Origin of the sequence: Desulfocurvibacter africanus subsp. africanus DSM 2603 (genome assembly GCF_000422545.1) — a bacterium.
GTDB classification, from domain to species: domain Bacteria; phylum Desulfobacterota; class Desulfovibrionia; order Desulfovibrionales; family Desulfovibrionaceae; genus Desulfocurvibacter; species Desulfocurvibacter africanus.
The window spans coordinates 42905-66772 of the sequence record NZ_AULZ01000010.1 but is presented as its reverse complement, the minus strand read 5'-3'; the positions used below and the strand labels follow the sequence as shown (position 1 = coordinate 66772).

General features: G+C 62.5%; 30 protein-coding genes and 1 pseudogene. 24 read left to right on the top strand and 7 right to left on the bottom strand.

Annotated features, from left to right (window positions below; genetic code table 11):
- The first annotated feature begins 89 nt into the window (after positions 1–89).
- The 24 genes from H585_RS21065 to H585_RS22065 all read left to right on the top strand — a co-directional run bounded on the left by H585_RS21065 (position 90) and on the right by H585_RS22065 (position 18233).
- Positions 90–314 carry a hypothetical protein gene (locus H585_RS21065; protein WP_034627450.1) on the top strand — a complete coding sequence of 75 codons (225 nt, stop codon included), beginning with the start codon at positions 90–92 and terminating at the stop codon, positions 312–314.
- A complete protein-coding gene (locus H585_RS0107790) occupies positions 304–1839 on the top strand; it encodes a phage portal protein (protein ID WP_027367412.1) in 1536 nt (511 codons plus the stop codon). Before H585_RS21065 ends, H585_RS0107790 begins: the two co-directional genes overlap by 11 nt.
- Positions 1832–4000 (top strand): phage major capsid protein, encoded by a 2169-nt coding sequence (locus tag H585_RS22080; protein WP_051183022.1) that lies wholly within the window; start codon positions 1832–1834, stop codon positions 3998–4000. The genes H585_RS0107790 and H585_RS22080 overlap by 8 nt, the downstream gene beginning before the upstream one ends.
- A gap of 42 nt (positions 4001–4042) precedes the next feature.
- Complete coding sequence (locus tag H585_RS22075) at positions 4043–4621, top strand: DUF2190 family protein (protein ID WP_051183019.1); 579 nt, start codon at positions 4043–4045, stop codon at positions 4619–4621.
- Positions 4622–4734: 113 nt separating this feature from the next.
- Entirely contained in the window at positions 4735–5076 is a 342-nt protein-coding gene (locus H585_RS0107775) for a hypothetical protein (protein WP_027367411.1), read from the top strand.
- Positions 5073–5612 (top strand): glycoside hydrolase family 108 protein, encoded by a 540-nt coding sequence (locus H585_RS0107770; protein ID WP_027367410.1) that lies wholly within the window; start codon positions 5073–5075, stop codon positions 5610–5612. Before H585_RS0107775 ends, H585_RS0107770 begins: the two co-directional genes overlap by 4 nt.
- Positions 5609–6172, top strand: a complete 564-nt coding sequence (locus tag H585_RS0107765; RefSeq protein ID WP_027367409.1) for a hypothetical protein — start codon at positions 5609–5611, stop codon at positions 6170–6172. The genes H585_RS0107770 and H585_RS0107765 overlap by 4 nt, the downstream gene beginning before the upstream one ends.
- On the top strand, positions 6169–6777 hold the full coding sequence (locus H585_RS0107760) for a phage tail protein (RefSeq protein WP_027367408.1): 609 nt from the start codon (positions 6169–6171) through the stop codon (positions 6775–6777). Before H585_RS0107765 ends, H585_RS0107760 begins: the two co-directional genes overlap by 4 nt.
- Before the next feature lies 1 nt (position 6778).
- Positions 6779–7108, top strand: coding sequence for a head-tail joining protein (locus H585_RS0107755; RefSeq protein ID WP_027367407.1), 330 nt, complete (start codon positions 6779–6781; stop codon positions 7106–7108).
- Positions 7109–7690 carry a hypothetical protein gene (locus tag H585_RS0107750; protein WP_027367406.1) on the top strand — a complete coding sequence of 194 codons (582 nt, stop codon included), beginning with the start codon at positions 7109–7111 and terminating at the stop codon, positions 7688–7690.
- A gap of 9 nt (positions 7691–7699) precedes the next feature.
- Positions 7700–7918 (top strand): DUF2635 domain-containing protein, encoded by a 219-nt coding sequence (locus tag H585_RS0107745; RefSeq protein ID WP_034627447.1) that lies wholly within the window; start codon positions 7700–7702, stop codon positions 7916–7918.
- Positions 7918–9390: a phage tail sheath subtilisin-like domain-containing protein gene (locus tag H585_RS0107740; RefSeq protein ID WP_027367404.1), complete on the top strand. Its 1473-nt coding sequence runs from the start codon at positions 7918–7920 to the stop codon at positions 9388–9390. The genes H585_RS0107745 and H585_RS0107740 overlap by 1 nt, the downstream gene beginning before the upstream one ends.
- Before the next feature lie 12 nt (positions 9391–9402).
- The gene (locus tag H585_RS0107735; RefSeq protein WP_027367403.1) at positions 9403–9768 is read left to right on the top strand and encodes a phage tail tube protein; all 366 of its coding nucleotides are present in this window, start codon (positions 9403–9405) and stop codon (positions 9766–9768) included.
- Position 9769: 1 nt separating this feature from the next.
- Complete coding sequence (locus tag H585_RS0107730; RefSeq protein ID WP_027367402.1) at positions 9770–10045, top strand: phage tail assembly protein; 276 nt, start codon at positions 9770–9772, stop codon at positions 10043–10045.
- Positions 10046–10083: 38 nt separating this feature from the next.
- The gene (locus H585_RS23910) at positions 10084–10155 is read left to right on the top strand and encodes a hypothetical protein (RefSeq protein ID WP_081678622.1); all 72 of its coding nucleotides are present in this window, start codon (positions 10084–10086) and stop codon (positions 10153–10155) included.
- 2 nt (positions 10156–10157) lie between these two features.
- On the top strand, positions 10158–11735 hold the full coding sequence (locus tag H585_RS21050; protein WP_051183018.1) for a tape measure protein: 1578 nt from the start codon (positions 10158–10160) through the stop codon (positions 11733–11735).
- Between the two features lie 3 nt (positions 11736–11738).
- Positions 11739–12923: a DNA circularization protein gene (locus tag H585_RS22070; protein ID WP_051183015.1), complete on the top strand. Its 1185-nt coding sequence runs from the start codon at positions 11739–11741 to the stop codon at positions 12921–12923.
- On the top strand, positions 12916–13986 hold the full coding sequence (locus tag H585_RS21040; RefSeq protein WP_034627445.1) for a phage baseplate assembly protein: 1071 nt from the start codon (positions 12916–12918) through the stop codon (positions 13984–13986). The genes H585_RS22070 and H585_RS21040 overlap by 8 nt, the downstream gene beginning before the upstream one ends.
- Positions 13979–14572 carry a phage baseplate assembly protein V gene (locus tag H585_RS21035; protein WP_051183013.1) on the top strand — a complete coding sequence of 198 codons (594 nt, stop codon included), beginning with the start codon at positions 13979–13981 and terminating at the stop codon, positions 14570–14572. Before H585_RS21040 ends, H585_RS21035 begins: the two co-directional genes overlap by 8 nt.
- A 9-nt stretch (positions 14573–14581) precedes the next feature.
- A complete protein-coding gene (locus H585_RS0107705) occupies positions 14582–15004 on the top strand; it encodes a phage GP46 family protein (RefSeq protein WP_027367401.1) in 423 nt (140 codons plus the stop codon).
- A gap of 2 nt (positions 15005–15006) precedes the next feature.
- Entirely contained in the window at positions 15007–16065 is a 1059-nt protein-coding gene (locus H585_RS0107700; protein ID WP_027367400.1) for a baseplate J/gp47 family protein, read from the top strand.
- Positions 16066–16068: 3 nt separating this feature from the next.
- Complete coding sequence (locus H585_RS0107695) at positions 16069–16656, top strand: YmfQ family protein (protein ID WP_027367399.1); 588 nt, start codon at positions 16069–16071, stop codon at positions 16654–16656.
- A gap of 2 nt (positions 16657–16658) precedes the next feature.
- Entirely contained in the window at positions 16659–17552 is an 894-nt protein-coding gene (locus tag H585_RS0107690; protein ID WP_027367398.1) for a tail fiber protein, read from the top strand.
- Between the two features lie 9 nt (positions 17553–17561).
- Positions 17562–18233, top strand: a complete 672-nt coding sequence (locus H585_RS22065; protein ID WP_051183011.1) for a hypothetical protein — start codon at positions 17562–17564, stop codon at positions 18231–18233.
- Between the two features lie 682 nt (positions 18234–18915).
- Here the strand turns inward: H585_RS22065 and H585_RS22435 are convergent.
- The 7 genes and pseudogenes from H585_RS22435 to H585_RS23905 form a co-directional block, all read right to left on the bottom strand.
- A complete protein-coding gene (locus H585_RS22435) occupies positions 18916–20853 on the bottom strand; it encodes an acyltransferase family protein (protein WP_081678614.1) in 1938 nt (645 codons plus the stop codon).
- Positions 20854–20879: 26 nt separating this feature from the next.
- On the bottom strand, positions 20880–21533 hold the full coding sequence (locus H585_RS0107670; protein ID WP_027367396.1) for a thermonuclease family protein: 654 nt from the start codon (positions 21531–21533) through the stop codon (positions 20880–20882).
- A gap of 463 nt (positions 21534–21996) precedes the next feature.
- A complete protein-coding gene (locus H585_RS0107660) occupies positions 21997–22305 on the bottom strand; it encodes a hypothetical protein (protein ID WP_027367395.1) in 309 nt (102 codons plus the stop codon).
- 22 nt (positions 22306–22327) lie between these two features.
- Positions 22328–22678 carry an HNH endonuclease gene (locus H585_RS23030; protein ID WP_051183009.1) on the bottom strand — a complete coding sequence of 117 codons (351 nt, stop codon included), beginning with the start codon at positions 22676–22678 and terminating at the stop codon, positions 22328–22330.
- Between the two features lie 38 nt (positions 22679–22716).
- Positions 22717–22932 (bottom strand): hypothetical protein, encoded by a 216-nt coding sequence (locus H585_RS21015; RefSeq protein ID WP_034627441.1) that lies wholly within the window; start codon positions 22930–22932, stop codon positions 22717–22719.
- 55 nt (positions 22933–22987) lie between these two features.
- Positions 22988–23497 carry a S24 family peptidase gene (locus tag H585_RS21010; protein WP_051183008.1) on the bottom strand — a complete coding sequence of 170 codons (510 nt, stop codon included), beginning with the start codon at positions 23495–23497 and terminating at the stop codon, positions 22988–22990.
- 30 nt (positions 23498–23527) lie between these two features.
- Positions 23528–23713 (bottom strand): annotated as a pseudogene (locus H585_RS23905) (helix-turn-helix domain-containing protein); the annotation flags it as partial.
- Positions 23714–23868 lie beyond the last annotated feature (155 nt).

Below are 23868 nucleotides of genomic sequence, written 5' to 3'. Positions count from 1 at the left end.
AGCGCTAGCAACGACACCCTTCCGCACATCTTATCGCCTGTCGTATCTCCAGGGTGAACATTTGAAGGAAAACACACCCTGGAGCGTCGATGGCATCCCTAGCCGAGCTTCAAGCCGATCTAGCCAAATACAAGGCCGCCCGTGACGCTGCCTTGCTCGGGCAGTCCTATGAGGTCACTGGCCGCAAGCTGACGCGCGCCAACCTCCGGGACATCAACGAGGCTATCGCGGGGCTTGAACAGCGCATCGCCATCGCCCAGTCTGGCGGCATTAGCACCAGCACGGTAACCTTCGGGGGCTGGCGTGGGCAGTAGGGTTTACGACCTCGTCAGCCGCGCCGTTGCGCAGGTGCTCGCGGTCCGCTCCCCGGCGGCTGCGGCCAACTACCTGAGCCAGCGCCAGGCTTTCCTCGCCTACCAGGCCGCTCAGCGCGACGGTCCCAACCGCGCTTGGCGCGGCAGCAGGCGCAGCGGCGACGCCGATCTGCGCCGGGACGCCTCTCTGGTCACTGCTCGCGCCCGCGACCTGGCCACGAACAATTCCTACATTCGCGGGGCCATCCGCAAGATCTGCGACAACTGCGTGCGCGCCGGCATCAAGCCGCAGTCGCAGCTCAGGCGCGGCGACGGCAAGCCGGACGAATCCCTGAGCAAGTCCCTGGAAAAGCGCTTCACGCGCTGGGCCAGGCGCAAGCACGCCAGCGTCGAAGGCCACGACTCGTTTTGGGCCATGCAGCGCCACGTGCTGCGCGCGGTCTGGGTGGACGGCGAGATCCTCGTGCGCCGCGTGTGGGTCAATACCAAGCGCGTGGCTCCATTCAGGCTGGAGCTGATCGAGTGCGACCAGCTCGACAGCCTCGTGGACGGCAAGCTGGCCAACGGCAACAAGGCCGTGCGCGGCATCGAGTTCGGCCCGGACAACCGGCCCGTGGCCTACCACATCCTGGAAGAACACCCCGGCGGATTCATGGCCGGGCTGCCCAAATCCGTGCGCGTATCTGCCGAGGACATCATCCACGTCTACGACAAGGAGCGCGTGTCCCAGACCCGTGCCGTGTCCTGGTTCGCGTCCATCATCATGGAGACCCGCGACCTGTCCGAGTACCAGGCCTTCGAGCGCATCGCCAACCGGCTCGCCTCGGCCTTCGGCCTGTTCCTGACCAGCCCGTATCCAGAGGTCCTGTCCGGAAACGGCCTGGGTGTGGTCGAAAACAAAACCACCTACGATGAAGTGCCGGAGTTCGTGAACCCTGGCCAGATCACCAGGCTGCCCACTGGAACCAAGATCGAGGCCGTGGCCAACCCGCGCTCTGGCGCGACCTTCGAGCCCTACGTCAAGTCGAGCCTCAAGGGCATCGCCGCCGGCGTCGGCGTGGCCTACCACTCCCTGTCCCAGGACTATGCCGAGACGAACTACTCCGGCGGCCGCTCGGCCGCGCTGGAAGAGCGCCTGACCTACAAGGGCATGCAGGGTTTCCTGGAAGAGAAGTTTCTGGCCCGCGTGTGGGAGTGGTTCCTGGAGGCCGAAGCACTGGCCGGCGAGATCGCCATGCCCGGCTACCTGGCCGACCCGGAAGCATACGCCGAGGCCGTGCAGTGGCAAAAGCCGGGCTGGACCTGGGTAGATCCGGCCAAGGACGCCACGGCCGACGAAAAGCGGCTGGCCATGGGCGTGACCACTCGCCGCCGCATTGCAGCCCAGCAGGGCGATGACATCGACGAACTGGTGGATGAGCTGGCCGAGGAAGAGCAGACGCTGCGCGCCAAGGGCCTGGGGCATCTCCTGGAGCCGGCCAAGTCCGCTCCGGTCGAGCCAGTGAAGGAGGAAGACGATGCTTAAGCCCAAGTTCGGCGAGTGCCTGCAGGATTGGTTATCGCGCGCCCTGGCTGGCGGCATGACCATGTCCGAGGCCTCGGCCGTCTGGAACAAGACTTACGGCCTGGCCGCCAACGAAAAGGGCGTCGTCGCCCTGGCTGGTCCTGCCACGATCACCCTGGCCGAGGGCGGAGAGGACAAGCCGTCCCGCTTCGAGATCCTGGCCAACACCGGGAAGATCATCGACTTCGGCTGGTATCGCTTCGTGATCCAGCTCTCGGGCGTGCGCGCCAACTCGAAGTTTCCTGCGCTTTTGCAGCATCGCGTTGATCAGATCGTCGGCACGGCCGACGAGTACAGCGCCGACGATAACGGCCTGTACGTCAAGGGCGCGTTCAGCTCGGTCACCGACTACGCCTCCCAGGTCCTTGGCCTCGCCCGCGAGGGCTTCCCCTGGCAGGCGAGCATCCAGATCAGCGCCAAGGTAATCCGCGAACTCGCCGCTGGCGAGACCTACACCGTGAACGGTCGGACCGTCGAGGGACCACTGGAGATCTGGACCGAGTCCGAAATGGGCGAGGTCAGCTTCGTGGCTTTCGGAGCCGATCCAGATACTGCGGCCGTCGCCATGAGTGCGATGCCGGGCTCTAACAACCTTCAAGACGAGGAAAGCATCATGAAGATCCTCAAGTTGGCCCGGCGGCTCCTCAACCTCGCCGCCGGAACCTCCGATGCCGATGTGCTCAAGCACCTCGGCTTGGCCGCCGGCGCGACCGATGAGCAGGTCGAAGCCGCCCTGGAAGTGAAACTGGCCGAGAAGGCTGAGACTTCCCAGCCCGGTCAGGCTCCTGCCGCGCAGCAGGCCGGCGACGCCATGGCCAAGGCAATCAAGGTCGCCCTGGCCGAACTAAGGGCCGAGGATGCCGAAGCGCGCAAGACCATCACCCAGCTATGCGACACGTACAAGTGCGGCGATCTCAAGACAGCCCTGCTCTCCGAGGGCGTCTCCGTCGAGACCGCCCGCGAGCGCATCATGGCGCACCTGGCAAGCGGCTCCCGCCCGCTTGGCGGCATCGTGAGCATGGGCACGACCGACACGGCCAAGCTGCGCAAGGCCATCGTGGACGGCCTGTGCTTGCAGTCCGGCGTCAAGATCGCCAAGCCGGTCGATGGCCACGAGGAGTTCCGCGGCATGACCCTCTCGGGCCTGGCCGCCTTCATCCTCTCGCGCCAGGGCGTCAACGTGTTCACCATGAGCAAGAGCCAGATCGCCGACAAGGTCTTCTCCCTGTCCGGCATCGGCGGCACGTCCGTCTCAGACTTCGCCAGCATCTTCCGGGACGTGGCCGGCAAGAAGCTGCAGGCCGCCTACATGGAAGCCCCGGCCACCTGGCGCCCCTGGGTCAACGTGATCCCGGCTCCCGACTTCAAGACCATCTACGGCGTTTCCCTGTCCGAGGCCCCGAGCCTGGAGCTCATCGGCGAAAACGGCGAATACCGCACCGGCAACTTCAAGGACAGGCAGGAAACCTACTCCGTGGCCACCTACGGCAAGATCGTCCGCCTGACTCGGCAGATGATCGTCAACGACGACCTGCGCGCCTTCACGCGCATCCCGCAGCTCTTCGGCGCGGCCGCCCGGCGCAAGGAAGCCGACATCGTCTACAACCTGCTCCTGGCCAACCCGACCATGAGCGACAGCGTGGCTCTTTTCCATGCCGACCACGGCAACCTGGAGGCCGCGAGCAAGGGCGAAATCGACTCGGACAAGCTGTCCCTGGCCCGCGCGGCCATGCGCAAGCAGAAGGGCATCAACGGCTCGCTCATCGACGTGAACCCGCGCTATGTGCTCGTTCCCGTGGCCCAGCAGACCAAGACCGAAATCCTCATCCGCTCCGTGACCCTGCCCGTGGCCAACCAGCCGGCCGGAACCATGAACCCGTGGCAGGACCTGATCCCCATCGCAGAGCCGCGTCTGGACGCCAATTCGACCAAGGCCTGGTATCTGACCGGCGATCCGAACCAGGTGGACACCATCGAGGTTGCCTACCTGGACGGCAACGAGCAGCCCTACATGGCCGAGCACGAGGAGTTCTCGACCGACGCCATCGGCATGAAGGTTCGCCACGACATCGGCGCGGGCGTCATGGACCACGTGGGCTTCTACAAGAACCCCGGCCAGTAGGCCCAGGCGCAAGCGCAGCAACTCACTAAGGAGAACGAAGTCATGGCTACGAATCATGTTCAGGAAGGCAAGGTCATCAACTGGGTCAACGGCACTGGCGCGGCGATCGCGTCCGGCGCCGTGGTCGTGTTGGGCCGGATCATCGGCATCGCCCTGGCGGCCATCGCCAATGGCCTGTCCGGGTCCGTTGCTCTCGGCGAGGTCTGGACGCTCCCGGCCATCAACACGGCAGCTTTTGTCTTGGGTGCAGACCTGTACTGGGACGTCGCAACCGGCAAGCTCACCGATGTGCCCGGCCCGGTCTACGCCGGCATGTGCACCAAAGCCAAAGCCGAAACCGGCACGGAAGCCGAGGTCAAGTTGGCCGGGCCCATGCTCGGAGCCGGCCTCATCATCGCGGCCGGCCTCCACACCACGGCCGGCGGCGCTGCAACCGAGTCCATCACCCTGGCCGGCGTCGTGGCCACGGACGTGGCCGTGGTGCAGCTGCACACGGCCGGCGCCGTGGCGCGCACCGTCTCCAGCGTCAACTCCGGCGCTGGCAAAATCGACGTCATCTTCTCCGGCGACCCGGCCGCTGACCACAAGGTCAACTACATCGTGATCCGGCCCTTCGCCTAAGTTTCGCTGCCTCACCCCACTCGCAGGCCTCGGGGTTGCTCCGCCCCGAGGCCCCGCGAAAGCCTGGGAACCTCCCAGGCTTTCGCGGCAAGCAAGCAAAATGGAAGGCAGCGATGACAGCGATCGAGATTTCACTGGCCGGGCTCGTACTGACGCTGGTCTCGTTCATCCTGGGCCGGGAATGGACGAGCAAGCAGCTGCGCAAGGAATTCAGTGAGCAGCTCAAGAAGTTCGTCCCCATGAGCGATTGTCAGCTGAAGTACGCGGCGGCGTGCAAGGACATCGCCTCTTTGAACGTGGAGATCCAGGAAGTGCGCGAGGAGCGCGACGACGACATGCGGGCCATCAAGGAAGACAACCGCATCATGTTCCGCATGCTGCGCGCCCTGGTCGCTCATAGCGATATGCCCAATGACATCAAGGCGCAGATCCTCAACGAGCGGGGTGAGAAATGACCGGAACCCAAGCATTCGCTCTCGCGCTCGACTTCGTGCTCGCCCACGAGGGCGGCTACGTGCACGACCCGCGCGACCCAGGCGGCGAGACCAACTTCGGCATCAGCAAGCGGGCCTATCCCGACATGGACATCAAGGCGCTTACTCGCGAGCAGGCCTCCGAGATCTACCACCGGGACTACTGGGCCAAGATCGGCGGGGACGTTCTGCCCAACCGGCTGGCGGCCCTCGTGTTCGACATGGCGGTCAATGCCGGAATCGGCCGTGCCGTCAAGATCCTGCAGCGCTCGCTCAACATGGCCTTCGACGCGGGGCTTGCAGAGGACGGTGTGTACGGCCCGGCCACGGCCCGCGCCATGAACAGCCTGCGCCTGCAAATGTCCGACGAGTCGCGCCTGTGCGACCGCTACATCGTGGAGCGCTGCCGCTACTACCTGACCATCTGCGAGACCAAGCCGGACCTGCGTGCTTTCATGCGCGGCTGGCTAAATCGTGTGCTTGCTATCGACGACTACGTGCGGAGGACAATCGCATGAGCTGGAAGGATGTCGGCAAGGTCGTGGCCAAGGCCGCGCCCGTGCTGGGCGGCGTGCTGGGCGGGCCTATCGGCGCAGTAGCCGGCGCGGCCGGCGAGCTGATCGCTTCTTTCTTCGGCGTGGATTCCACGCCCGAGGCAATCGAAAAGCACCTGTCCGCCAACCCCGAGGCCCTGCTCAAGCTCAAGGAGCTGGAGCTGCGCAACCAGGAGATGCTCCTGGCCTGGCGCGGCAAGCAGCTCGAGCACGAGCAGAAGATGGCCGAGCTGGAGATCGAGGACCGTGATTCGGCCCGCAAGCGCGACATGTCCAAAGGCCGCAACGTGCGCGGCGACGTACTGGCCTTCGTGGCTATCGGCGGGCTCGTGGCGCTCATCCTCACGCTGTTGTTCGTGCAGTTGGAAGACGGCCCGGCCCGTGACGTGCTGCTCATCCTGGCCGGCGGCCTGGTGACCATCGTCAAGGACGTCTACGGGTTTGAGTTTGGCAGCTCCCGCGGCTCCAAGGAAAAGGACGTCATGCTGGCCGGCGCGGTGCCGACTGTCGCGAGGTCTAAGTGAGCGGTCCCCACAAGTCCGGCCTGAACATCCGCATCGTGTCGCCCACGGCCTCCGAGCTTGTGAGCTTGATGCAGCTCTACAGCAAGAAGCGGGCGAACAAGTACATCGTGCAGGCCTTGACCCGCACGGCGCAGAACGTGCGCACGAACATCGCGCGCAGCGTGCGCGAGACGCACAACGTGGCCTATGGCGAGGTCCTGCGTGTCCTGCGGGTCAAGAAGGCCGCCCCGAACAGCTGGTATTCCTCGGTCTGGGGTTGGGGCAAAGCGTCGATTCCGCTCTACGCGTTCAGCCCTCGGCCGAGCGATCCTCGGCCCAGCTACAAGAACCGGCCCAAGAAGGGCGTGTCCGTGCTGGTGACCAAGGCCACGGGCCGCAAGGCTCTGACCAGCCACTTTGTTGCCCGCAGCAGCAAGACCGGCCGACTCATGGTAGCCCAGCGTGCTCCTGGTGCGCAGCGCTATCCCATCCATCAGAAGTTCGGGCCTGGCATTTTCGGCATTCTCAAGTCCACGGACAAGCAGGCGTTAATCAAGCAGGAGGCTCAGCGCATCCTGGAGAACAACCTGCGCCACGGCCTGCAGCGGCTCAGGGACGGATACTAGCATGGATTTCAAAGAGCAGCTCGATGCCGATCTCGCGGCCGTGTTCCTCAACGTAAACGAGTTTGCCGAGCCCTGGACACTGACCCCGCCCGAGGGCGAGCCGATTATGGTCAACGGCATCTTCGACGCGGCTTACCAGCCCAGTGATCCGGAGTCTTCGGCCTCGGTCATGGGCTACGGCCCGGCGCTGCATGTGGCCGAGTCGGCCCTGCCCGAGCTGCCCTACGACTGGCGCGCGGTGCGGGCCAAGAACGGCCAGGCCTACACAGTCGTGGAGCCCAAGCCGGACAACCAGGGCATGGTCGTGCTTCGGCTCAGGGAGGCCAGCTAGATGCATCCGCGCGCACTCATCCGTCGCCAGGTCCAGGCCCTGCTCCTGGCGCATGCAGGCCTGGCCGCCCTGGTGGGCAACAAGGTTTTCCGCAGTCGCGTGAGCCCGCTGCCTCCGGGCCGGCTGCCGTGCGTGCTCATCTATACCGACGACGAGCCGGCCAGCCATAAGGAAACCGCGCCCAGGCGCTACACGCGCGAGCTTGCCCTGCGCGTGGAGTGCCTGGCCAGGCTCGACGAGGATCTGGATGATGCGCTCGACGCCCTGGCCGCACAGGTCGAGGACTGTCTGCTGCGCGAGGAGCTGCTCGATGCGGAAGGCGTCTCGGACCTCATGCACGACATCGAGCTGACCAACACCGAGTTGGGATTCTCGGACGCGGGTGAGCAGCTTTGCGGATCGGCCCGGCTGTCCTGGACCATCACCTACGAGACCGAGCTACCCGAGCCGTACCCGTCCGAGCTGTCGGATCTGCGTACGGTGCACACCGAATTCGACCTGGTCGACCTTGGGCCCGAGAGCGCGGATCTGCCCGACGGCACGCCCGAGGCCGTCGCCGATATTTCGCTACCGCAAGATTAGGAGGATGCCATGCCCGACACAATGTTCGTAAAACCTTCGCGCCCAGGCCTCGTCGTGCGCGATCCGGTCACCAAGGAGCCCTTGTCGCCCGAGGGCCGCGAGGTCCCGCGCAATTCGTTCTGGACTCGCCGTCTTACCGGCGGCGACGTGGTCACCGCGCCCAGGCCCGAGACCGCAACTGCTCAGCCCTCGGCCGTCCAGGCCAAGGCCGTCAGGGGGAATAAGTAATGGCCATCAGCTTCGATGCCATCCCGATCCTACGCACGCCCGGCGCCTATGTGGAGTTCAACTCCGACCGGGCGCAGCAGGGTCCGTCCGTCCAGGATTACACGGCCCTGATCATGGGCCAGAAAACGGCCGCCGGCACGGCCGGCGCGCTGGAGTTCCTGTCCATCACCAATGACCAGGACCCCGTGACCTACTTCGGCGCGGGCAGCGTCCTGGCCCAGATGTGCCTTGCCTTCCGCCAGGCCAACAAGACCACGCGCATGGTGGCCGTGGCCATGGCCGACGATGCGGCCGGCGTTGCCGCGACCGGCTCGATCACTCTGGGCGGTTCGCCCACTGCTGCCGGAACGCTCGCCGTGTGGATCGGCGGCAAGCGTGTGCGTGTCTCCGTGGCCAGCGCCCAGACTCCCGCGGCTATCGCCACGGCCCTGGCTGCAGCCATCGGCGCGGATACGTCCCTGGCCGTCACGGCTGCAGTGGACGGCACGGACACGGCCAAGGTCAACGTCACGGCCAAGAACAAGGGCGAGGCGGCCAATGAGCTGGACGTGCGGGTCAACTACTACAGCGACGAACGCCTGCCCGCCGGCCTGACGGCCACGGTCGTGGCCATGTCGGGCGGCACGGGCAACCCGGACGTGACCACGCTGATCGCTGCCATGGCCGACAGGTCCTTCAACATCGCGGCAGCGCCTTGGCTCGATGCGGCCAACCGCGCCCTGTTCAAAACCGAAATGGCAAGGCGCTGGGGGCCGCTCGTGTCTCTGGACGGCCACATCTTCGCGGCCAAGAACGCCGCATTCGCGGACCTGACGACGCTGGGCGAGACGCCCAACGATCCGCACCTGAGCATCGCCGAGGCCAACAAGTACCCCTCCGCCCCCTGGGAGGTCGCCGCCTGCCTGGCCGGCGTGGCCGCCTACTACGCCCAAATCGACCCGGCCCGGCCGCTGCAGACTTTGCCGCTCACGGGCATCCTGGCCCCGGCCGAGTCCGACCGCTTTACCCGCGAGGAGCGCGACCTGTTGCTCTACTCGGGCATCGCCACGCAGACCGTGGACGCAAGCGGCGTCGTGCGCGTGGAGCGGGCCATCACGACCTATCGCACGTCTGCGGCAGGCGCGACCGACACGGCCTACCTCGACCTGGAGACACTGCTCACGCTCAGCTATCTGCGTTTCGACTACCGCAACCTGTGGCTGCGCAAGTACCCGCGCCACAAGCTGGCCAATGACGGCACGCGCTACGGTGCTGGCCAAGCGGTCATGACGCCGAAGCTGGCCAAGGCCGAGACAATCGCCTGGTTCCGGACCATGGAGAGTCTGGGCTTGGTCGAAGGCGTGAGCCAGTTCAAGGAAGATCTGATCATCGAACGCAACGTAACCGACCCCAACCGGCTGGATGTGAAGCTGAGCCCGGATCTGGTCAACCAGCTCCGCGTCTTCGCCGCGCAGATCCAGTTCCTGCTGTAGGAGGGCATGGCAATGGCTAACAACGGACGCGCGGGCAAACTGTTCTTCAAGGTCGACGGCACTCTCTATGATGCCAAAGGCTCGTTCACCTACAATACCGGTCAGCCGAAACGCGAGGCGATTGTCGGCGCGGACGGCGTGCACGGATTCAAAGAAACTCAGCAAGCCCCGTTTATCGAGGGCGAGATCACGGACCGCGCCAGCCTCGATCTGGAGAAGTTTGTGACCATCGACGGCGCGACCGTTACGCTGGAGATGCTCAACGGCAAGGTGTTCGTGCTGCGCGAGGCCTGGTTCGCTGGCGACGGCTCCGTGACGACCGAAGAGGCGGCCATCGCCGTGCGCTTTGAAGGCATGAGCGGCGAGGAGGTCAAGTAGCATGGGCAAGGTCATCACGCTCAAGCATCCCATTCAGCAGGGATCGCAGACGATCACGGAGCTGACGTTCGAGCGCCGGCTCAAGGCCAAGGACTTCAAGGGCCTGCCCACGAGCCTTGGCTTTGACGAGATGTTCTTGCTCATCGGCCGGCTTTCTGCCCAGCCGCCCAGCGTCATCGACGAGCTGGACACCGAGGACCTCATGTCCTGCATGGAGGTCGTGAAGGGTTTTTTGCCCGGTGGCCTGCCGGCTGGAAGCAGTGGTTCGGCATCCTAGCCGAGGTCTTCGGCTTCCCGCCTTCCGAGCTGTGGGAGATGGAAGCCGACGACATCCGGTTCTGGTCCGAGCGGGCGCTGGAACGACAGGAAGCATGGAAGGGTAAGTAAGCATGGCCAAGGAATCCAAGTTCGAGTTCAAGATCGCGGCTCTCGACCAGTTCAGCCGGACTTTCGAGGCCTTCAACCAGCGCATGGATTCGGCGCTCGGTCCGGTGCGCAGGCTCCGGGCCGAGCTTGGCCAGCTCGGCGTACAGTCAGGCCTTGGCAAGCTTACGGCCTCGCTGGGCGAAGTCGGCAACCGCATGGGCAACGTCGTGGGCCAGGTCGCCGCGACCGGGGCCAAGCTCGGCGTGCTCCTTGGCGGCGCTGGCTACTTGTTCAAGACGCAACTCGTGGACGTGGCCAGCGAGTTCCAGAACTTCCGGGCCGTGCTGACCACGCTGGAGGGCGATCAGGGCAAGGCCCGCAAGTCCATGGAGTGGATTCAGGAGTTCACGGCCAAGACGCCCTACCAGCTTGCGGAGGTGACGGACGCCTTTGTGAAGCTGCGCAGCTTCGGCCTGGACCCGAAGAGCGGAATGCTCAAGACGCTCGGCGATACGGCCTCGGCCATGAACAAGCCAATCGACCAGGTCGTCGAGGCAATGTCCGATGCGGTCATGGGGGAAAACGAGCGCCTCAAGGAACTCGGCATTACGGCCAGCAAGCAAGGCGAATGGATCATCTACAACTACACGAACAAGGTTGGGAAGCAGGTCCAGAAAGCGGCTCGCGCCAGCAACCGGGATGCGATCCAAGGGACCATCGAATCCATCTGGAACGAAAAGTTTGCCGGGGCCATGGACGATCGCTCCAAGGGCTGGTCCGGCATGGTCTCCAACCTCATGGATTCGTGGACGAACTTTCGCAACATGATCATGGACGCCGGCGTGTTCGACTGGCTGCAGAACAAGCTTCGGGGCCTCCTCGACCAGATCCAGGCCATGACCGAGAGCGGCAACCTCAAGGAGTTGGCCGAGGATATTGGCAAGCGGATTGTCGCGGCCTTCGAGGCTATGGAGCAAGGCGTAAAATCCGCCTGGGCCTCCCTGCAAAAGTTCTGGAGCTTCATCGGGCCTATCGTTGATGCCCTCGGCCCCATGAACGTCATCCTCGGGACCATCGCGGCCGTGATCTTCGGGCCGCTCCTGGCCTCCATCGCGTTGCTCATCCCTGCGGTCTACGCATTGGGTGCGGCTATTATGACCACGCCCATTGGCTGGATCATCGGCGGGCTGGCGCTCGTCGGCGCGGCCGCTGTTGCTTTGTGGAAGAACTGGGACGACCTCATGAATGGAATCAAGGAAGGCATTGTCGCACTCACGGGTTGGATGCCCGACTGGCTGAAAGACAAGCTTGGCCTTTCTGGTCACATTTCCGGGTCCGTTGACGAATCTCAATCGGACAAGAACGCGTTCTATACCCAGCGCAAGATCCTCGGCCAGACGGCTGCAGGCAACATAGAGTCGGCGCGGGAGTATGACCGCCAGCAGCGCTCCATCCAGGAGACCCGCTCCCTCTCCGTACAGCGCCAGGAAGCCAAGGTCATCGTCGACGTGCGCGGCCAGCCCGGCACTCGCACGCGGGTCGAGGGCACCAAGGGCATGGATCTCGCCGTGCACAACGGCGTGACCATGTACGGGAGATAGCGCATGGAAGCCAAGGATCTCCAACCAGCATCCTTCCGGAACGTCCGCTTCCTGGTCGACAGCTCCGAGCGCAAGGGCGGTCGGCGTGCGGTAGTGCACGAGTACCCGCAGCGCGACGAGTCCTACGTGGAGGACCTGGGCCGCAAGGCCAGGACTTTCAGCGTGCGGGCCTACTTCGTGGGCGCGGATGCCAAGGAGCAGTCCGAAGCCTTTCTGGCCGCCTGTGAGGAGAAAGGCCCGGCGCGGCTGGAGCTGCCCTGGCGCACCTCGCTCATGGCCGTGTGCACCGAATTCAGCGAAGGCGTTTCCCTCAAGGAGTGGCGCTTCGTCGCTGTAGACCTGACCTTTGTGCAGGCAGGCGAGGCGCAATTCCCCATGCCCTCCCAGGCCACGCCAGAGAAGGTCGTGGAGAAGTCCAGGAGCGCCGTGGACGCTGCGCGCGAGGCCTTCGACAAAGTCTATTCCCTGGCTAAATTGGCCTCCTGGGCGCTGGAAGCCGCAGAGACGCAAAAGAATAAGATCATCGGCTTGGTGAGCGGCACACGCAAGGTCGTGGCTAATGCGGCCAGATTCACGCGCCGCGTGTCGCAGCTGCTGGACGCAAGCGGCGCGGAGTTCGCGGCCTTGGATTTGGCCCAGGAGGTCGAGGGTCTCGTCTCCGACTTGGGTGACGTGCGGCTGCGCGACTCGGATCTAGCCCGCCGCAGGCTGGAGGAGATGCTCGGCCTTGTGGAGGACTCGCCGGAGAACGGCTCCGAGCCTGCCGCGCCAGCTGCCAAACAGAGCGCCCGCAACGTGAACGCCCAAAACGACCTTTTGCGAGCCCTGGCCGCTGCCGAGGCCGCCCGCTCCTCGGCGGACGTGACGCCCGAGAGCGACGCCGACGCCGCGCGTCTGCGCGAGCTGGTGCTCGCCGTAATCGATCAGGTTTTGGACACCACGGAAGACGACGATCTTTTCGCCGCGCTCTCGGATCTGCGCGCGGCCGTGGCGCGTGACCTGTCCGCGCGCGGCAGGCTGGCCCCGCGCCTGCGAAGCGTGACGCTGCAGCAGTCCGTGCCCGCGCTCGTGCTGGCCTGGCGCGAGCAGGAAAGCCTTGAGGCCGAGGCGGACATCATCGCCCGCAACGGCATAGCGCATCCCGGCTTCCTGCCTGCCGGCGCGGCCCTGGAGGTGCTCGGTGGCTGATAGGTGCGAGCTGCTCGTGGGCGGAACAATTTTCGAGGGCTGGGAAGAGGTCTCGGTGTCGCGGCACCTGGAGACGTTGTGCGGCTCGTTTTCCTTGCGCTTGACCGACCGCTGGGCCGGGCTGTCCGAGGCCCTGCCCGTGCCTCCTGGCGCGGCCTGCGAGGTGCGCCTGGGCGGGCAGACGGTCGTGACCGGCTACGTGGACGACTGCGAGCCGAGCTTCGACGCGAACTCGCACGAGCTGACCGTGGCCGGCCGGGACCGGGCCTGCGACCTGGTGGACTGCTCGGCCCCGCACGAGCCGGGTGAGTGGACCAACATCAGCCTCGACCGCCTGGCGCGCATCCTGGCCGCGCCGTTCGGCGTGGCCGTGAGCGTCCAGACGGACGTGGGCAAGGCCTTTGACAAGATCGCCGTGGAGCCTGGCGAGTCCGCCTGGGAGACCCTGGAGCGGGCCTGCCGGCAGCGCGCGGTGCTGTGCATCTCGGATGCTGCCGGTGGAATCGTGCTGACCCGCACGGGCAGCGAGCGGGCGGCTACGGCCCTGGTCGAGGGCCAAAACATCCTGTCCGCGCGCGGCCGCTTCACCACCAAGGACCGATTTTCCGTCTACCGCGTGCTCGGGCAGCGCCCTGGCACGGACTTCGACAGCGGCCCGGAGGTGGCCCAGCCGAGCGCCGAGAGCAAGGACGCCAGCATCACGCGCTACCGGCCGCTGATCATCGTGGGCGAGCAGAGCCTGGACACGGCTACGGGACGCGAGCGCGCCCAGTGGGAGGCGACCATTCGCGCGGCGCGCGGCAGCTCGGTGCAGGTCACGGTGCAGGGCTGGACCCAGGGCGACGGATCGCTTTGGCGGCCTGGGCTGCTCGCTCACGTCACGAGCCCCTACTTGCGCCTGGACACGGAGCTGCTCATCGCGGGCGTGCGGCACACGCTTTCGGACGGCGGAACGCTTTCGGAGCTGGACCTGCGCAGGCCAGATGCCTACCAGCCCGGCCCGGAGAAGAAAAAAGAGAAGGACCCGCTGGAAGGCATCGCCGAGGAGAACATCCGTGGATAGCGGCCTGTCGCGCGTGCTCGCGCCGCTGTGGCGCCGCATCGAACTCATGCTCGCGCGCGGCGTCGTGCGCCTGGCCAAGGAAGGCAAGTGCCAATACCTGCAGCTTGATCTGCTGGCCGGCGAGACTCGCGACAAGGTGGAGCGCTTCGAGGAGTACGGATTCGCCAGTGCTTTGCTTCCAGGCTGCGAGGCGGCGGTCATGTTCGTGGGCGGCCATCGTGGGCACGGCATCGTCGTGGCCACGGCCGACCGGCGCTACAGGCCGAACGACCTGCAGGCCGGTGAGACGTGCCTCTACACTGACGAGGGCGACAGGATCACACTTCGCCGCGGCCGCGTGGTCGAGATCCAGGCCGGGGCCAAGGTCACGGTCACGGCTCCCGAGGTCGAGATAGTCGCGTCCACATCGGTCACCGTGGATTCGCCCACGGCTGTTTTCACCGGCGATGTGCAGTGCGCTTCGCTCGCGGCCAGCGGTGCTGTTGCCGACGGCACAGGCACCATGGACGCTATGCGCCAAGTGTTCAATGCGCACCAACACACGGCGGGCAGCACGACGACCAGCGCGCCCACGTCGCAGATGTAGGAGCCCGGCATGCGCGATTTTCTGCTGAGTTTTTCGACTTCCGGTGACCTGGCCCTGTCCTGCTGCGACTTGGCCACGGAAGACGGCTTGCGCACGGCGGTGACCGTAAGCCTGTTCACCGACCGCCGCGCCGACGCAAACGAACTGCCCGAGGGCGAGAGCGATCCGCGCGGCTGGTGGGGCGACGGCTTGGCCGAGGAGAGCGATGGTCCCATTGGCTCCAAGCTGTGGCTCATCGCCCGTGAAAAGCAGACCGAGGCCGTGCGCCAGAAGGCCGAGGAGTATACGCGCGAGGCCCTGGCCTGGCTGGTCGAGGATGGCCACGCCGAAGCGGTGAGCGTCTCGGCTTCGTGGCTTGAGCGTGGAGTGCTCGGCCTGGCCGTGGAGGTCCATGTCTCCGACGACTCGTTAACTTTCGACTTCGAGGTGTAGCAATGCCCTGGACCAGGCCCACGCTTCCCGAAATCTCCGGCCGCATCGAGTCGGACCTGTCCAGCCGTCTGCTGGGCGGGCAGGCGCTCTTGCGCCGCTCGGCCCTGGCCGTGCTCGCGCGTGCCGTGGCCGGTGCCGCGCACTCGCTGCACGGGTTCCAGGACTGGCTTTCGCGCCAGGTTCTGCCCGACACTGCCGAGGCCGAGCACCTGGAGCGCTGGGCGCGCATCTGGGGGCTTACGCGCAAGGCCGGCGCATTCGCGGCCGGGAGCGTGACCATGACCGGCATTGACGGCTCGACGGTCCCGGCCGGGACCGAGCTGCAGCGTTCCGACGGAGTACTCTACGAGACCCAGGCCGACGCGATAATCGCGGCAGGCACGGCCACGGCCCAGGTCGAAGCTGTGGAGCCCGGAGCGTCCGGGGATGCTGTTGCCGGCGTGGCGCTGTCCTTCTCGTCACCTGTCTCCGGCGTGCAGTCCTCGGCCACCGTGGCCACGGGCGGCATCGCGGGCGGCGCGGACGAGGAGACCGACGCGGAGCTGCGCGCCAGGCTCCTGGCCCGGCTGCGCCAGCCTCCGGCCGGTGGGGCCGCGCACGACTACGAGGCATGGGCGCTGGAGGTAAGCGGCGTCACGCGCGCCTGGGTGTTCGGCGGCCTGCTCGGGCCTGGCACGGTGAGCGTCTATGTCGTCAACGACAACGCGAGCCCGATCACTCCGCCGCAGGCTATGCTCGATGCCGTGTCCGCCTACATCGAGGAGCGCAGGCCCGTAACGGCCGAGGTGTACGTGCTTGCGCCGGTGCTGCTGGCCGTGGACATGACCATCAACCTGAGCCCCAACAGCGTAAGCGTGCGCGCCTCGGTCACGGCAGAGCTGCAGGCGCTCTTTGCGCGTACGGCCGAGGTGGGCGGGACGATCCTGCTCTCCCACATCCGCGAGGCCGTGAGCATCGCGGCCGGCGAGGTGGATCACGCCGTGGTGAGCCCATCTGGCAACGTCGTGGCCGGGGCCGGCCAGATCCCTGTCCTGGGCGTCCTGACCTTCGGAGACCTGTAAGCCATGTGCAGCGCAAGCGATTACGGCCGCATGCTCCTGGCGCTTCTGCCCCTGGGTCGCGCCTGGCCGCGCGAGCCGGGCACGATCCTGTCCAAACTGTGCACGGCGCTCGGTGAGGAGCTGGTCAGGGTCGAGGCATCGGCCTGGGGCCTGCTCGACGAGGCCGACCCGCAGACAACCGTGCGCCTGCTTCCTGAGTGGGAACGCGCCTGTGGCCTGCCGGACGCTTGCTCGCGCGCGTATGAGGTGCTCCAGGAGCGCCGGGCCGCCGTTCTGGCCAGGCTCACGGAGACAGGCGGGCAGTCGCTGTCCTACCTGCAGGAGCTGGCCTTGGAGTTCGGCTATCAGATCGAGATCATCGAGCACCGGCCATTTAGGGCGGGCCAAGGCACGGCCGGCGGCAGCCTGACCAACGCAGGTTGGGCGCACACGTTCACCGTGCGCGCGGTCGAAGCAACGATCACACATTTTCGCGCCGGGAAGTCGGCCGCAAGCGAGCCTCTGGCCATCTGGGGTAACGAGCGGCTGGAGTGCGCCATCAACCGGGCCAAGCCGGCTCAAGCAGTCGTCATCTACACCTACGGAGGATAAGCATGCATCGCATAGACCACGCAACGGCCCAGGGCGGCCTGTTCACCGAGGGCGACCCGCAGACCGCATTGCCGGCAACGGTAGTCACCGACGACTGGCTCAACTCCGTCCAGGAGGAGATCGTCAAGGTCGTTGTTGACGGCGGAGGCGCGGCCTTGAACAAGGCCGACAACGGCCAGCTCCTGGCCGCGATCCAGAAGATCGTCCAGGACAATCTGCTGCCGGCAGGAACGTGCGTGGATTGGTCGCTCGACACGCCACCCACGGGTTTTTTCGTGCGCAACGGGGCCAACTACGCACCGCTGGATTATGCGAATCTCTTCGCGGCAATCGGTTACCGCTACGGCCGCGTGGGCGACAATTTCTGTGTGCCCGATGATCGCGGCAAGGTGACCCGTTACACTGACCTCGGGCGCGGCATGGACCCGGATGCGGCCAGCCGCTTCATGCGCCGCACCTGCACAACGGCCAGCGGCAGCGCGGTCATCACGGCCATCAACGGCACGGTGCCGTTCGCCGTCGGCCAGGCTGTCTCTGGCCCCGGCATCCCTGCCGGCGCGACCATCGTGAACATCGACTCGGCCACGCAATTGACCATCTCGGCGGCTGCCACGGCTAGCGCAGCGGGTGTTGAGTTGCGGATTGTGGTGGGAGATGTGGTCGGTTCGGAGCAGGATGATGCGACTAAGACCCACTACCACGTGGACGGGTTGGCCTCGTCTGGCTCTGGGCTTAGCCGGTATGGGCACGAGGATACCGGAGCCCCAGCAGCACGATATGATGAGGAGACCTCTCTCTCCGCAAGTAACATAACGGTTGGCCACAAGACCTCCAGCGTTGGTGGCGCAGAAACCCGTGGCAAGAACACCTCCAAGCTGCCACTCATCAAATACTAGGAGCCAGTCGTGAGCGCATACATTACCGTCTACGGCTTCGACCAAATCACTCGCGAGTACCTCGGCCCGGCCCGCGCCTATGCCGACCCCAAGCAGCCCGACCGCTACGCCCTGCCGGCCAACTGCCGCGAGGATGCCCCGCCAGCGGCCCCGGAGAGGTATGCGGCCCGCGCGACGTCCACGGGCTGGGAGGTTGTCGAGGATCACAGGGGCGAGACCTGGTATCAGCCCGACACGCGCGAGGCCGTAAAGATCTCCGAGCTTGGCCCTGTGCCCGAGGGGCTTGTAGCCGAACTGCCGCCGCCGAGTCTGGAGGACGTGCGCAAGACCAAGCTGGTGGCCATCCTGTCCAGCGCCGACGCTGTCGGCCAAGTCATCTATGAGGGCTACAGCCGCCTGGAGCAGGATTCATGGCCCGAGCAGCGCGCCGACGCCCTGGCGCTCCTAGCCGATCCGGATGCGCCTGCGCCGCTCATTCGCGCCATGGCCCTGGCTCGCGGCATCTCCGAGACCGAGCTGCGCGACAAGGTCTTGGCCAACGTGGAGCGGGCGAGGACTATCTCGGCGGCAATCATGGGCCAACAGCAGGCCAGGGAGACGCTGGCCAAGGCAGCGCTCACGCTGGCCGGGCTGGAGGCCATCCCGGACACCCCCGAGAGCTACATCATCCCCGAGGTGTAGCGTGGCCGCCCGCGACTACTGCACTTGCTGGTGGGACGGCGACTGGTGGGAATGATGAGCCGAGCACGATCACCACTACGGGCGTAGTGGCAGCATATCCAGATCCGCAGCCGACCGGCGCATGCGCGAGTGCATCCGCGACCGGGGCCATCCATTGATGGCCTGGATCATGTGGGCTGGTGTGAGGCTGTGCGGGTGGGCGTGCTGGGAAGAGAAAACCGAACAGGCCCCGGCGTGAGTCGGGGCCTGTTCGGTTCAGAACGGCACAAGACTTTTGAAATCCTTGCACTCCACCGTGCCGATCCACTCGCGAGTTATGCTGTATGTCGGCGGCTTGCCAGACCACTGGCTCTTGGTAACGCGGTGCCTCTTGCGACACTCCCCGGACCATATCCGCTCTTGTTCCATAGAAAAGAGCGGAATCCAGAACTCAGGCTCGTAGGCGCAGATGTCGCATTGCAAGGCAGGCATAGGGCAGGGATAGCGCGAGACCTATTGCTTGTGAAGCCTTCTCCACATCCAAGTCTCCGTCGGCGTCTCTTCTGCCCACAACTTAAAACCCTCTCCTCCTGCGCCTGATCTTGAAGCCGCCTCCAGCCCCGGCGTGAGTCTGGCCTTTGATTCAGTTGAACCTGTGCGCTTTTTCTATAAACGCATGATCGTTGGGTATGATTATGCCAAGTCAGGAAGATAAAAGGTTAATTCCATGACTTTCTTTTTGTGAAGCCACGTGTTCAAAGAAAACCCGCAGAGCCTTTTTCACGTACTGAGTTCCGTAGTAATTAACGTGATCATCGTCATGGTAGAGAACTGCCTCGCTATTTGAAAAAAAGGCTTGATCGTTCTTTTGGAACAATATGTGCGTCGGAATAAGATGTAAGTTTGGGTGGTTTATATCATTAACAACATTCCGAAGCGTTTGAGATCTCGCAGTATTGTATGAGAGAGGTGATGAGTAGATGCTTTTAGACAAGGCGTAATCAATGCTTCTGTAAGGATGTTCAGGAACTTGCTCAAGAATATACACAACTGCATCGTTGTTAAGCAGCTCTCTCAGGGTATGCGTTAATGCTGCGCTGAAGACTTTTTCTGGGACATCATTGTCTTGTGTTCCATTGTAAGACATTGGAACATAGCTTGTATCGTATCCAGTTCTGTGTGCGTAGTAGTTCCATCTGCAAATAAACAGGATATTTTTTATCTTTTGTCGTCTGATATAGTCCTGAACGCTACTCGCAAAGGCAGAGTGTTGCTGAAAATTTGCCGTTGTCTGGTATTCTGGCGTAATGAGAGTTCCGCTTGACGTTGCTACCATGCCGCCCAGGCTGAATTCTTCTGCCAAACTCGCTAGGGCAGGGATAAGGACGCTAGCGTGGCTATCTCCGGTAATTAAAAAATCAATATCTTTACTCCCAATATGCAAAAGGTCGTTGTTATCAATTTCTGTTGAGGTTCTTTCCGCCGAAGCGGTATGCAGACTATCTCTAGGCTCTAATCTAGATACGTAATGCCTGTTGCTGGCTACTCCATATACGCTAAAGAATAGGATGATTAGGCAGGCTGGGGCAATTAACTTGGATAAATGATTCAAATTAATTTGCGCCTGACGGAAAGGTTGTTCAATGTATCTCCAAGAAAAATAGGATACAACTAGGCAAAGAATGGCAATGAGCACAGACATGGTGAGTGTAGGAGTCTTAAACTCAAGGAGTGTATTCAATGTGAGCAGTACGAATAAAGGCCAATGCCATAAGTATAAAGAATATGAGATTTTACCAATAAAGGTGAACGGCTTGGTTGAAAGGACAGATGTTACTATGCCGCCTCTCGTGAAAATTAAAATTGATGAGAATGCCACTACGACGGTATTCCATTTTCCAGTGCCACCAGGAGCCATGTAGAAGGATGTTGCAATTGCAGCTATTGATAATATTTCCACTGCGTGGAGGTATGGCTTCTTTATTGAAATTTCAGATCTGGAGAGAATGAGAGCCACTAGAGAGCCGGATAGCAGTTCCCATGCTCGTGCTGGTAGAAAGTAGAAAGAGAAGTTTGTGTTTGTATTATTAGTCTTAATGCATAAGAGCCATGATAGAAAGGATAAGGCGGTTAAAGCTAAGATGGTTTTTAACCAAGAGAGCTTCCACTTGGCTGCCAATATAAACAGAAGCATTGGTAAGATGATATAGAATTGCTCTTCTATGCCCAGAGACCATGTATGGAGGAGTGGCTTAAGTTCGCTGTCTACGTCGAAGTATCCGCTTTGATAATAAAAAGTAATGTTTGAAACAGATGCAATTGCAGCTATGGAGGATTTTATAAAATCGTAAAAAAAGTTAAGGGGCAAAACAAAACATGAAATTATTGAGGTAGTAGCCAGCATAGTGAATAGCGCTGGTAGTATTCGTTTTGCTCTTCTTATGTAAAAATTGGTAAAAGAAAAAGATCCAGTAGAATTAATTTCTTTTAGTATAATGGATGTAATGAGATACCCAGAGATCACAAAAAAAATATCGACACCAAGATAGCCGCCTTTCAAGGGCATTAGCTTCAGATGAAAAAAAATGACGCTTAGGACGGCTATTGCTCGCAATCCATCAATCTCTGGCCTGTATTTCATATTGCTTCCCAGGTTGTGGCTTTTACTTATGGTTTGCAGACACCACACGGCGTGTAACCAGCACGTATAGCCGCCTCCCTGCTGGCGAAGCTCTCCGTGCAGTTCTTGCAATCGTAGTGCTTGCACCCAGGCGCGTGGAATACATGGCTGCTGGTGTTTCCTCGGTAGGATGCCGCAGCCTCCTTCTTCGGCTCCGCTGGCCTTCCGCCCTCTCTCTGTTCCCGGCGCCACTCCCATGGCGCTTGTGGGTTCTTGTCCTGCCATATGCCCACGCGCTTTGCCCGGGCCTGCTGCTCCAACTGCTCCCATGCGCGGCACTCAGTCGTCCGGCAGTAATCCTGATAGACCCATGCCCAACCATTGGCGACGAGCTCGGCATTCAGCACACGGCCATCGGCCAGGGTGACGCGACCAACGAGTCGGCCATAGCGGTCCACGTCCATCTCCTGGACGTCGACGGTCTGCAGTGCGGCGATGCTTTTGGTGTAGTCGGCGGCTTGTCTGCCCCTGGCTTGGCGCTTCTCCGGCGTATCCACGCCGAAGAGACGGACGCGCACCTGGCGCTTATCCTCGGTGAGGACAATGATGGTGTCGCCGTCGCTGATCTTAATGACCTTGGCGGGGAAGGCGAAGGCGAGGACTGGCCAGAGGAGAAGAAAAAGCAGAAGGATGTATCGCATGGGCGGGGTGTAGCGCGCAGGATTGAGAAGGGCAACTACCTCTTGAGCACATGCTGTATTCGTCGCTATGGAAGGCATCAATGAAGCCAAACGGAGATGAGCATGGCCAGAATCAAACGTACCGGGTCATTATCAGGAGCAGCGGGTTCAATGTCGAGGTACTCTAGGAGCATGAGTTTGAGGAAAATGACTGATCGGATCCTGTCTAGGAGATGGTCCAGGCCTTTTTCATCAGAACGGCATCAGCGTTTCAAAGTTCCTGCATGCGTTCGGCTTCCCCACCGCCCGCTCTAAGGAGTATAGCGCCGGCCGCCCTGGCGGGAGATAGATTTGTGCACCAGATACCCACGGCCGCACCGTCCTTGCCATGCGCGCTCCCGATCGGTGCAGACCATGGGGACCAGCATTCCGGCTCATAATGGCAAAGGTCGCATTGTGGATCTGGCATGTGCAAGCGGCTTGATCACCACATGTCCCGATAGTGCCATCCATCTTCCTTGATGGTATACCTTCGACTTTCCGCCTGGGTATCACCGACTTGGAAGCTGACGTAAAAGAGCTTTATATCAGCAAGCTTGGCGGCATTTTTCATATCCCGGAATATCTGCATTCTAATGTCGTGGAGCTTCATGTCTGGGAACTGCTTTCTCCAGAGCGTCTGCTCTGCGGATGATTTATCCCAGCCACATTCCTCAAGAAACTTGTAAAAGCCATTACGCTCTGCGGTTCCCGTATCCGGCAGAGTCAGTGCAACCATCACCCATCCGTCCATGGTGTAGGCTCTCCTATGTTTGCTAGTACTTGGAGCAGTCGCTAGGCGACCAAGGCCAGGTGTCGCTTTTGACTCGGTTGTTGTGCCAGTGCATGGCCTGTAGGTTCCAAATATCATCTGTGCCGCCGTGGAAGACCGGTTTGATATGGTCGATCTCCCAGCCCATCTCCGAGTAGTCGCCATAGAGGTCCCGCCGGATGAGCTTGCCGCACGGATCCAGGCGGTACATCTCAGGGTCGTGATTGGGCGAACGGTTGGCATTGAGCCAGACCCGGGCGATGGTGTCGGGCAGGAATGGGCCGCCAGATTTCGATGTACCGAGCTTTCCGGGCGAAGAGTCATAGAGCCAGTTGTCGCTCATCAATCCTGACATGGCGTTCTCTCCTGTGCTTCGATGCCGAACAGTGTTGACTAGATCGCCTTGACCGGATCTTCGCTAACGTCCTGCCTCCTGGCCTTGGTCGGAGTGGCGCCGTCCATTCGATCCAGGCGGTCTGCGATGCGCTTCAGGGTCGTGTCGATGGAGTTGAGCTTCCAATACCAGCAGATGAGCTCGCGACAGACGAGAAAGATGATCAAGAGAAAGGCTAGGCTGAGAAGAGCTTCGAAGCCGCCGATCCCGAACATGATGCGCCTCCGTTTCGTTGCGGTTCTGTAAGCAGCTACTCAACTCCTGGACGCATCAAAACTTCTGCAGCACCCACACGACCCGGCCCACGATCAGGTGCTCGCCATCTGCGATGGACAGTCGCATGTCAGGGTGTGTCGGGTTGACGGAGTGCAGTACGTACTCGCCGGCGGATGGGTCGAGGAAAAGCTGCTTAACCCTTAAGCCCTCGTGCGGGATGAATACGGCGTAGATATCCCCGCTCACGAGTTCCCGGTCCTGCGCATCAACGCCGACGAAAGCGTCGCGGCTGATGAGCGGCTCCATGGATTTGCCCTTGATGCGCAGGCCGAAGACGCCGGGCTTGTAGTAGTCCGGCGGAATGCACACCGAGGCAATGGCTTCCGGCTCCCAGCGCATGCTCGCCGGTCCGGCCCCGGCCTCGGCGTGCACGTCGATGAGATAGCCGAGATCCACCTCACCAGTCCCGCGCACCACTTCCGCCCGCCGCACGTGGCCGTTATGCCCCAAGGTTGTGATCTGATAGGTCGGCCCGGCCGCCACGTCCTTCCCGCCTAGGAACATCGGACCATCGCCAGTCAAGAGCCAATTGGCATTAATGCCGTAAACTAGAATCCACTTCGCGATTACGTCTTGAGAAGGCTGACTTTGAGCGTTCAGGTATGCGGTCAAAGTCGGTTGAGCAACTTCACCAGCTTGCGCGAAGGCCTTCTTCTCAAGCCCAAGCTTGTCGATAACAAGCTGTAGACGCTGGCTAAATGGGAGTAGCGATTGTCGCACTTCTAGTTTTGAAGATTTGCTAGACAAAATTTAAGTTTCCGCTTGATAGACTTCTAGTTTTCGTTTACCCATCAACTCATGGGCACCGTGGACACGTCAATGGACGACGAAAGAACGGTAAACCTTACGCAACCATCGGAAAGAAGATGAGCAAT